Consider the following 10381-nt stretch of genomic DNA (forward strand, 5'->3'; position numbering starts at 1 on the left):
ATCCGCAAAATCACCTCCTCCGATCCCGACGAAATAATGCCCCCCCCGACCCAGCCCAAGCGGTTGGAAGCCGCTTCGAGAGACTTGCTCGCGCGCTGGATCTCGGAAGGAGCGCCCTGGGGACAGCATTGGGCCTTCGCCTCCCCTCGCTCTTCACAAGTTCCCTCCGGCGAGCGCCACCCCGTCGATGCCTTCGTCCGCTCGCGCCTCGCCCAACTCGGTTGGAAACCCTCCCCGCAAGCTCTTGCGCACACCTTGATCCGTCGCCTCAGCTTCGACCTCACGGGACTCCCGCCCGGGCCGGCGGAAGTCGAGGATTTTGTCCAGGATTCATCGGAGGGCGCCTACAATCGACTCGTCGATCGCTTGCTCCAATCTCCCCACTTCGGTGAACGCTGGGCCCGGCACTGGCTCGACCTGGCCCGTTATGCCGACAGCGACGGATACGAAAAGGACCAGCCCCGGCCGAACGCTTACTTCTTTCGTGACTGGGTCATCCGCTCAATCAACCGCGACCAACCGTTCGACCAATTCACGGTCGAGCAACTCGCCGGGGATCTGTTGGACCACGCGACTGACGAACAAAAAATTGCCACCGGCTTTCACCGCCAAACGCTGACCAATAAAGAAGGCGGAGTGGATCAAGAGGAATTCCGAAGCAAAGCGGTGGTGGACCGCACCCACACCACGGGCGCCGTCTGGATGGGCCTCACCATGGGCTGCGCCGAATGCCACCACCACAAATACGATCCCATCAGCCAGAGCGAATTCTACCAGTTTTACAGCTTCTTCAATCACGCCAGCGAAAAAGACCTTCCGCAGCCCACTCCAGCCGAAATCCACTCCCACCAGCTCGCCCTGCGGGAATGGCAGGTGAAAGGGGACCGCCTGGAAGCCCAACTCTCCTCCGCCAACACCTCGAATACGAAGCCCCCGGCCCATCTGCAGTCTGAATTGGAAAAATGGCGCAAAGCGAAACCGGCGTTCAAACCTGCCGCGGCCCCGGTCTTCGCGGCCGAACATCGCCCCACCCATGTCCATGTTCGCGGCGATTTCCTCCGCCGCGGCGAAGCCGTCAGCCCCGGGGTGCCCGCTTTCCTGCCCCCGCTGGCCACGCGAGGAGCGCTCCCCGATCGTCTCGATCTTGCTCGCTGGTTGGTCTCTCCCGCGCACCCGCTCACCGCCCGCGTCACCGTGAATCAGATCTGGCGCCAGTTGTTCGGACGCGGGCTTGTCGCCACCGAAAATGATTTCGGACTTCGTGGAGATCCCCCTTCCCATCCCGAATTGCTGGATTGGCTCGCGCTCTACTTCCAGCATTCCGGCTGGTCCCGCAAAAAACTCATCCGCCTCCTGGTGACGAGCGAAACCTACCGCCAATCCAGCGCGTGGCGCGCGGACCTCCAGGAGCAAGATCCGCTCAATCTGTCGCTGGCCCGCCAGGCTCGTTTCCGCCCCGAAGCCGAAGTGGTGAGAGACGCCGCGCTTCAACTCGGCGGCACGCTGAATCCTCGAATCGGTGGACCCAGCTTCAAACCTTCCCTCCCTCCCGACCTGGCCGCCCTCAGTTACGCCAGTGGACTGAAATGGTCCGAATCCCCGGAGTCCGAACGGGCTCGCCGCAGCCTTTACATTCATTTTCAACGCACCGTGCCGCTCCCCATGCTCATGACCTTCGATGCGCCCGAGTCGAATGTCACCTGCACGCGTCGCGAACGATCCAGCACCCCGCTGCAGGCCCTCACCTTGCTCAATAATGAATCTTTCGTGGCCTCGGCCCGCGCCTTCGGTCTGAGGTTGGGACGCGCCAGATCGGATCCTGAGGCTCGTCTGAAGCTCGGTTTCAAATGGGCCACCGGACGACTCCCGGATCCGTCCGAGTTTTCGGTCCTCCGCGAATTCTGGAGCCGGCAAACCGATCTGTTCCGCCGCGATCTGCAGAGCGCGAGGCTTGCCGCCCCGCCGGACACTTCCAGCATGGACATCTCCACCGAGGAGCTCGCTTCGCTCACCGCCTTGGGGCGTCTCTTGCTCAATCTCGACGAAACCCTGATGCGCGAATGAATCGCCCGGCCCTTCACCGCGAAGAACTCGACGAAGCGATCCGGCTCACCCGGCGCGACTTCCTCGCCACCTCCGCCAGCGGACTCGGCACCTTGTCCCTCGCCTCCCTCCTGGCCCGGGATGGACTGCTCCATCGCGTCGAAGCCGGGACCGGCCCGATGTCGGTTCGCTCACCTCACTTCGCACCGAAAGCGAAAGCCTGCATCTGCTTCTACATGGAGGGGGCTCCATCTCAAATGGATCTTTTCGATCCGAAGCCCAAGCTCAAGGAACTCGACGGACAGAAACTTCCGGAATCTCTCACGCGCAATGTCCGCTTCGCCTTCATTCAGAAGGAAGCCGCCACCGTCATGGCCTCCCATCGCAAGTTCTCGAAGCACGGCCAATGCGGGATGGATTTCAGCGATCTTTTGCCCCACCTCGCCCGGCATGCCGACGACCTCTGCATGATTCGGTCCATGCACACCGAGCAGTTCAATCATCACCCCGGACAAATCATGATGAACTGCGGGTCTCCGCTCATGGGCCGGCCGAGTCTCGGCTCATGGCTGACCTACGGACTGGGCAGTCCGAGCGACGACCTTCCGGGCTACGTGGTTTTGTCTGCCGGACGGGGCGCCAGCGCGGGGGCGCAGAATTGGTCAAGTGGATTCCTGCCCTCCAACTACGCAGGTGTGTTGTTCCGTTCCCAGGGGGAACCCGTGACGGATCTTGCCAATCCTCCGGGATTCAACCGTGAAATGCAGCATCTCGGTCTCGACGCCCTGCGCGATCTCAACCGGCTGCGGCAAAAGAGTGTGGGTGATCCTGAATTATCGAGCCGCATCGCCAACTACGAACTGGCTTTCCGCATGCAATCCGCGGCCCCCGAACTGGTGGACCTCGGGCGAGAACCGGAATCCATTCGGTCGCTCTACGGGCTTGATCGTCCCGATCCTCCGATCAAGGCCGATCGAGCCGGTGGACCGGGCCAGTACCGCAACTTCGCGCGGGCCTGTTTGCTTTCGAGGCGGCTCATTGAGCGCGGGGTGCGCTTTGTGAATGTGATTCACGCTTCCTGGGATCATCACAGCAATCTGGACGCGGAATTGACGTTTAATTCGGGCATGGCGGATCAGCCCATTGCGGCGTTGCTGGAGGATCTCAAGCAACGCGGGTTGTTCGATTCGACGCTCGTTTTGTGGCTGAGCGAATTTGGGCGCACGCCCTTGGGGGAGAACCGTGTGGGATACAAGACCGTGACGGGACGCGATCATCATCCCTTTGCCTTCACGTTGTGGGCGGCGGGAGGAGGCATTCGGGGTGGCGCCATCCTTGGCGAGACCGACGACATCGGGTGGAACATCGTGCGGGACCCGGTGCATGTTCATGACTTGCACGCCAGCGTGTTGAAGCTTTTCGGATTCGATCACGAACGATTGACCTTCCGTTTTCAGGGCCGTGATTTCCGACTCACCGACGTGCAAGGGCGAGTGGTGCATGCGATGCTGGCCTGAGGTCGGGCTGACCGCGAGGGATTGGACGAGTTGCCGGTCGGGACGCGATGGAGATACAGGGCGGTGCACCCGGAGTTTTTCGGTGACCGGGTTGTCTTGGTAACGCAGACAGCCCTGTCTGCTGTTTCGCAGGCTGCCCAGCCTGTGGGGCGACGAGGGGACTAGCGCGGATATTTCATACTGAGCTTGAATCCGCGACAGTACGCCGCGTGAAGGCACGCGGCCTACAATGGCGCCTGCCACCGTGTTTGTAGGCCCGGTGTCCTCACCGGGCGTCCCGTTGCATGAAATATGCGGGCTAGGCGCGTGGAGAGCATGGAAATGCCTCGTTCTTCACCCGCCGGACCGACGGACCGACAGGCCGACGGCGATACGGCAGGCTGGGCAGCCTGCGCCACACGAGAGAGAACGGCTGATACGGTTTCCAAAGTCATTCATCCGCGGGCGAGGAGAGCCAGGAACAGCACCCCGCAGCCGGCGGTGAATAACTTTGCCGCGCCGAAAAGGGTTCTGATGAAAAAGTCTTGCCCCCGAGCTACGTTGCCTCCGGTCGCATCGCATCCGGGATGCACGGGATGCACGGGATGCAGAAAGGGTTGGGGACAAGGGCTTGACGTCGGGCCGGGACCGCTGTGAAGCTTGGCGTGTGGTTGGCGGGGTAGCCAAGTGGTAAGGCACGGCTCTGCAAAAGCTGCATTCGTCGGTTCGATTCCGACCCTCGCCTCCAATCCTCACTTTATCCCGTAAAACCAATGGTTTTTAGCGTTTTCAGTCTTTCGGAAACGCCCTACTGCTAACGCTTACTGCTAACAGATTCGCCGATGTTCTCCTTTGTCCGCCGATGTTTCAACGTGTTGGAAACCAACAGAATGTCGATTGACGAAGGGGGAAGAGAGAATTCAGGGTTCGGTCCCTTCTCACCCGATCAATCCTTGATTACCAACTACTTGCGCGACAATTCACGCTTCAGAAGCAGCAACTGCACGCACTTTCGCAAATAAATCCGCGCTTTTCAGTAACGCTTGGGGAAGTGCTCTGATGTAAACTCCAGGCGAAGTCTTCCCGGTTCTCCTTCAGAACCTGATTACTTGGTTGCCGCACCTCGCTCCTTCGGTTTGGCCTTCAGGGTCTTCTTTTCAGGTATGGAAAGAATCGCTGTCTTTGCCCGTCCAATGCCCAACTCTTTGCACTTCTGTTTCGAAGCGATTCTGAATGCCAGGATCCATACTCGAAGTGGCGGTCTCCCGAAAGCACCCGGTGCCCGCGCAAGAACCGATTGAGTTCCTCCACCCCGACCGCATCACCGGCCGCCACCCTGAAGATCTGAATTTGCATAGTTTGCCCGCTCCGCTCTCGCCGCCTCCGGCGCTGCCTTGAGCTCACCGAACTGAACTGAGGGCGGGACGGAAGCCTAGGTCGTTGTCCCGGTCGGCCGAGCGCGCGTTCCTGGCGCCGGCGCGCCAACTGCCCCCGCGGCCCACGCGGTTGGAGCCCGAACTGGGACCTGTCGGGTCCGTTACGCTCCTGGTCGGGTAGTCGCCATACCAGTCCGAACACCACTCCCAGACATTGCCAATCATGTCGTGCAACCCCCATGCGTTCGGGGCCTTCTGCTTCACGGGTCGCGTCTGATTTCCAGAGTTGCCATCATACCACGCGATCGCGTTCAACTCCCCATGCCGCGCTCCCGTTGTCCCAGCCCGCGCCGCATACTCCCACTCCGCCTCCGTCGGCAACCGCCACTCCCACCCCTCCGGCAAGATCCTTTCAGCCCGTTGCTTCGTCGTCAGCTCCCGGCAGTACTCCACCGCTTCACTCCAACTCACCTGCTCCACGGGTCGATCGACACCTTTGAAATTCGACGGGTTGCCTCCCATCACGGCCTCCCACTGCCCTTGCGTACATTCCGTCTCCGCCAGGAAGAAACCACGGGTCAATACCACCTCGTGCTCCTCCTCACTTGGATATCGATCTGCTTCGCTCGATGGGCTACCCATCGTAAATCGGCCACTAGGGACCCATCGCACCGCTAATCCTAAAACTGACCGTTCGCCTGCTTCTGCCCGAAAGGCTCCCCCACTCCCCATCCGGGCTCTCACCGCCTCGGCCTTAGCTTTCGCCCATGTGGCCCAAAGCTGAAATAAGAATCCGAGAACAATCAATCCCAGCGCAAGCCTCGACATGCAGAGGTATCTCGCTCGGGTCTTCCGAACGCGCTCATTGTGCTGGGCGACTGTGCGACCGTCCGACAGCGGTGTGCCGTCCTCCAGACCTGGAGCGGCCCCCTCCTCGTGTGTGGGCTGCGGAAACCCATAGAAGAACACCTGTATCACGCCTACGATGTTCAGAACTAGACCGATGGTGTTGAGCGTTTGTGTGGTCATATCGTGGAGAGTCCCCAAGCTCATCGCCTGGTGAGGCGTCTAGTGTGCTGCGACCAGAAGGGCAAGTGTCACCGAATGAGTGAAGCAAGCAAATTGCCTGTGCCAACCTCGTGACCGACAGAGTTGTAGGTCTTGTTGCTGCTGGGTCGGTATTCTCCAACTTTGTGTCCGACTGCGTTGTAGGCAATCTGAACTCCGTTTGATTCAGTTCGGATGGAGCCAATCTTGTGGCCGACATTATTCTTGAGGATTTGTTCTGACATGCGGTTTTGATGTTGTTTGTTTTTGCTGCGTGCGTCGAGCGGCCTAACGACCCAAGCTCAGCGACCCGGCCCGCGGGACGCGTGGATTGCAACCGGGACGCGATGGCCGGGTTCGCTGCAGCGCATGGTTAGGCATCATTTCAGATACCGGACAACGGCCACTTGCTTCTGTGCAAGAGTGTGAACTGTTGTGTGGGCGTTGCCTTGGTATGTCGTGTATGGGCCACGGGTAGTCGCGTAGCCGCTGCCGGACGTGTGAGCGCCTGCAATCTGGCTCGCAGAGGAAATGAAAATGATGGCGTCTCCGCCTCACTTCTTCGCCTCTGCTACAATCGCGGACTCCGAGATTGAATTGTTCATGGAGCGCGCAAGCAGGTTGGCGTTGTTCTGAATCATCTCCTGCTGGATGAATCCGATAATCTCGAACTTGCGGTCTGGCTCGCCGATGTCCCAGATGTCTATGCCTTTGACGTTGCGGACGCTGCCGCCTTTGCCTTCGACTACGCCCTGTCCGGGAAACTCAACGAAGCGAGTTGAGGTGCAGCCGACGAGTAGCGTGATGGCTAACGCGAGGAGTGCTTTGGTTTTCATGGTCTTGTTGGGTTTGTGCTCGTGTGCGCTGATGATGCCTAACAGTTATGTGAGCCGCTAAAAGGCGGTACTATTGGATATTGGAGGGGGGTCAGATGTTGGATTCTTCTTGCCCATTGCATGATTGATATACAAGCATTTACACATGCTTTTGCCATGGAAAAAGCAGAAAACAGACACCGCTCGTCCACGAGTCCCACCCAGTGGATCCCTTTTTCTTCCAAACCCCAAGCTCCGGCTGCGCGAACAACTGCGTGAAGTCATGCGATTCCATCACTACGCGATTCGCACCGAAGCGACCTACTGGTTCTGGATTCGCCGGTTCATCTTCTTCCATAACAAGCGGCATCCCAAGGAGATGGGGCCCGCCGAGGTGCATTCGTTTCTCACTCATTTGGCCGCCCGCGAGAACGTCGCCGCTTCCACTCAGAACCAGGCTCTCAATGCGCTGGTCTTTCTCTACGGGCACGTCCTGCTGAAGCCATTGGGCTTGCTGGATGAAATCCCCCGCCCCCAGCGTCCGGTCAAACTCCCCGTCGTCCTTACGGCGGAGGAGGTTAAGCGGGTGCTGGCCGTGGTCACGGAGAAACTCGCCCTGCCGCTGCGCCTGCTCTACGGCACCGGAATGCGGGTCATGGAAGGGGTGCGACTGCGCGTGAAGGATGTTGATTTCGGGGCGGGCCAGATCGTGGTCCGTGATGGCAAAGGCTTCCGTCGCCAACATCCGTTCCTGGAAACATTCGGGCTTCAGCGTGGACCAGAGCGTGCGCTTGGAGGCGGGCGACCGCGCGGGAATCCAGCGCCTCATCCAGTATTTCTTGCGCTGTCCCTTTTCGCAGGCGCGCATGATTGAGGTGACCGAGGCGGGCAAGGTGCTCTACAAGACCGGGGACAATCGGTTGGGGCGATTCCCCGAAGCCGCCAGCGACAAAACGCGTCGGCGTCGTGCCAACTGACCCCCGTGACGGCATCGCTCCCCGCTCCGCTGCCGGCCTGGCGGCCATGCTCGGGCCGGAACTAACGGAACTGTGGAAGCGTCACCTCGGTTTCACCGAGCAGGAAGGCCCGCCGGATCGTGACCTCGCGCACCGGCTGTTCATCCCAATGGCCGTCTGAAGAGCCCATTTGAAAGTGCCCTGGCTCGATGCGGACGAACGTCATGCCCAGCGAGTTCGTGAAGTCGGACGCGTGTGATTCGAGCGCGGCCGTGGCCAACGCCAGGGCGCAGAGAGCGCCGACGGCAGAGGCGCCGGCACTCGGTCGGCGCTTCAGGGGCTCGACATGTCTGGCCCTGCGCATTCTGTTGCTGCGACATGTCTTGGTGGGACTCAATTCCGCGCTTCGTTGCCCACCGGAGCGATGATTCTCTGCTTAGCGCTTTTCGCTCGTGCGTTCCTGCACCCATCGAATGTCACGCGGATCGGCGGTAGCATTGAATCCCACCCGGTCCCAGTTGATGAAGCGCACCGGCACGGCCGTTCGCGGGGCCACCCAACGCTTGATCTCCGAGTGGCCATCGGCGAAGGCGAATCCACACGCGCGATTGTGGTAACTGGCGGGCATGTCGACCCAGACAGGATTAACCATTTCCGTGTACATGGCGCCGTCGTTGATGGTGTCGGGGTGTTCGTCCACAAACACCCAGCCTTGAGAGGTCGAGAGCCGCTGGTAATCACCCAGCTTTTTGTAGACTTTCCCTCTCCAACTGTCGGCGCCCCACTCCTTCGCGCCCTTGGGCGAACCATCGCCCACGAAAAAGTTCATGGAATAACTGCGGACACGTTCGGTCCAGCCCAGCTTCCGCTGCGCGTCCGACACGAATTTGTCCGCCGGACATTTGTAGATGTTCTTTGTCACACCGACGTACTCCGCCAGTTTGGAGAATCTCGGCTCAAGGACATAGGCCACGTTGGTGTTGTCCTTGGCCGTGGTCCAGGTCAGGAACCCCGTGATCCAACTCCCTTCAACGCTGCCCGGGCCGCCCAGGTTCATGTTTTCGACCAAAGCATCGTTGTTGTCATGGGCATACATGACCCACCCGAGCGCCAGTTGTTTGGTGTTGCTCAGGCATGCAGTGCCCTGAGCCTTGGTCTTGGCCTTGGACAACGCCGGCAATAACATTCCGGCCAGGATCGCAATGATGGCGATGACAACCAGGAGTTCGATAAGCGTAAACCCGGCGGGACGGGAGGAAGACGGCACAGCGCGCGATGCAGCGGGTAGGGTCATGCTCTTTTTCTATGGCGGCACGGGAGAATTGGCAATGCATCGTTTCCGGCACGTGAGTCCCGCGGTGTATCCAGAGGTTGTCGGTAGGGCGGGCCTGTCCCAGCGCGCCGCCCACGGGATGCAAAACATCATGCTCCGGCGGCGCGCCGGGACGGACGCGCCCTACCTGCATCACCGGCAACATCGGGATGCACGGTCCTCCGAACCACGGACGCGTCTGCTGGGCTCTTGCGGGAATTCGGAAGCGGTGTGCGGGAGCCGTGGTGTTGGGGCGTGGGTGCGCCATGGCCGGAGACCCATCGCCTCGCCACCGTGCACTACCACGCGAGTTTGACCGAGTTGGTGCGGCGGAACTCGCGGTGCCAGGCGAGGTCCCACAAGGTTTCGAGCTTGGTCGCCCGCGTCGAGCCGTCCACAAAGGCTGCGTTGACGGTGCGTCCGTGGCGCGGCATCACGAACCGGCCCATGTCCCAATCCCAAGGCGGATTTGCCTGCTTATTCCAATCAGCGCGGGGCGGAGGTTTGCCACCGTTGCCGGCGGACTGAAGATCGAAGGGATTGCCGCCATACCAGGCGCAGTCGGCGAAAACCGGCGTGATGGAAGTTTCAAGGACGGCGGCCACTGCGGACCAATGCCACCGGGGCCGTTCCCGCCATCCATTGGCAAAACTCGGGGGGAGCGAGTTAATCCAGTGATTGATCCCATAACTGCCAAAGTCGCCTTTGCGAAAGTAGTAATGGCCGGTCCAATTCTCGAACGTGCTGCCATAATCGCCTTTGGCGGGCTTGGTCGCCGAAGGACAAAGGCGGAACTGAGCGATGTCGCTGTAAAGATCTTTGAGTTGAAGCATCCACGTGCCTTCTTTAGCCGGGCCGTAATCGGCCATGAACCGCTCCTGGTTGTCCGTGGTGTACATGCCGGTTATGAGCGACCACTGGCGCAAGTTGGAAACGCACTTGGTTGCCTGAGCCTTGCCTTTGGCTTTCGAGAGCGCGGGCAGGAGCATCCCGGCCAGAATGGCGATGATCGCGATAACCACCAAGAGCTCGATGAGCGTGAAGGCGCCCTCTCGTGAAGCAGTCCGCCGTGGGTCTGAAGCCAAGGGTGAGTTCATTTTGGGGTTGTAAGCGCAAGCGGGACGATTGGCAAGGTCTCGTTTCTGGCGCGATCGACCTGCGGTGCCTCCCGAAGTCGGTGACCGGGTTGTAGTAGTAACGCAGACAGCCCTGTCTGCTGTTTCGCAGGCTGCCCAGCCTGCGGGGCGACGAAGGGAACCAGGCGCGTGGAGAGCATGGAAGCGCCTCGTTCTTCACCCGCCGGGCCGACTGGCAGTCGGCGATACGGCAGGCTGGG

The 10381-nt window shown here is 60.4% G+C and carries 7 protein-coding genes, 1 tRNA gene and 2 pseudogenes; 5 read left to right on the plus strand and 5 right to left on the minus strand.

Annotated features, from left to right (window positions below; translation table 11 throughout):
- The first annotated feature begins 36 nt into the window (after positions 1 to 36).
- The 3 genes from FJ404_11240 (at position 37) to FJ404_11250 (ending at position 4287) form a co-directional block, all read left to right on the plus strand.
- A complete protein-coding gene (locus tag FJ404_11240; protein ID MBM3823443.1) occupies positions 37 to 2064 on the plus strand; it encodes a DUF1549 domain-containing protein in 2028 nt (675 codons plus the stop codon).
- Positions 2061 to 3560 carry a DUF1501 domain-containing protein gene (locus FJ404_11245; protein ID MBM3823444.1) on the plus strand — a complete coding sequence of 500 codons (1500 nt, stop codon included), beginning with the start codon at positions 2061 to 2063 and terminating at the stop codon, positions 3558 to 3560. Before FJ404_11240 ends, FJ404_11245 begins: the two co-directional genes overlap by 4 nt.
- Before the next feature lie 652 nt (positions 3561 to 4212).
- Positions 4213 to 4287, plus strand: a tRNA-Cys gene (locus FJ404_11250).
- A 652-nt stretch (positions 4288 to 4939) separates the two neighbouring features.
- Here the strand turns inward: FJ404_11250 and FJ404_11255 are convergent.
- Together FJ404_11255 and FJ404_11260 are read right to left on the minus strand one after the other, a co-directional pair.
- Positions 4940 to 5968, minus strand: coding sequence for a formylglycine-generating enzyme family protein (locus FJ404_11255; GenBank protein MBM3823445.1), 1029 nt, complete (start codon positions 5966 to 5968; stop codon positions 4940 to 4942).
- Positions 5969 to 6516: 548 nt separating this feature from the next.
- Positions 6517 to 6798 carry a hypothetical protein gene (locus FJ404_11260; GenBank protein MBM3823446.1) on the minus strand — a complete coding sequence of 94 codons (282 nt, stop codon included), beginning with the start codon at positions 6796 to 6798 and terminating at the stop codon, positions 6517 to 6519.
- A 145-nt stretch (positions 6799 to 6943) separates the two neighbouring features.
- Here FJ404_11260 and FJ404_11265 point away from each other — a divergent pair.
- Both FJ404_11265 and FJ404_11270 read left to right on the plus strand, forming a co-directional pair.
- A pseudogene (locus FJ404_11265) lies at positions 6944 to 7513 on the plus strand (hypothetical protein).
- Positions 7461 to 7754, plus strand: coding sequence for a hypothetical protein (locus FJ404_11270; protein ID MBM3823447.1), 294 nt, complete (start codon positions 7461 to 7463; stop codon positions 7752 to 7754). Before FJ404_11265 ends, FJ404_11270 begins: the two are co-directional and overlap by 53 nt.
- Positions 7755 to 7815: 61 nt before the next feature.
- Here the strand turns inward: FJ404_11270 and FJ404_11275 are convergent, their stop codons facing one another.
- The 3 genes and pseudogenes from FJ404_11275 to FJ404_11285 all read right to left on the minus strand — a co-directional run bounded on the left by FJ404_11275 (position 7816) and on the right by FJ404_11285 (position 10142).
- The gene (locus tag FJ404_11275; GenBank protein ID MBM3823448.1) at positions 7816 to 8097 is read right to left on the minus strand and encodes a hypothetical protein; all 282 of its coding nucleotides are present in this window, start codon (positions 8095 to 8097) and stop codon (positions 7816 to 7818) included.
- 72 nt (positions 8098 to 8169) lie between these two features.
- Positions 8170 to 9027 carry a type II secretion system protein gene (locus tag FJ404_11280; GenBank protein MBM3823449.1) on the minus strand — a complete coding sequence of 286 codons (858 nt, stop codon included), beginning with the start codon at positions 9025 to 9027 and terminating at the stop codon, positions 8170 to 8172.
- 935 nt (positions 9028 to 9962) lie between these two features.
- Positions 9963 to 10142, minus strand: a pseudogene (locus tag FJ404_11285) (type II secretion system protein).
- Positions 10143 to 10381 lie beyond the last annotated feature (239 nt).

It is taken from the genome of Verrucomicrobiota bacterium (genome assembly GCA_016871495.1).
In the GTDB taxonomy this organism is placed as follows: Bacteria; Verrucomicrobiota; Verrucomicrobiia; order Limisphaerales; family VHDF01; genus VHDF01.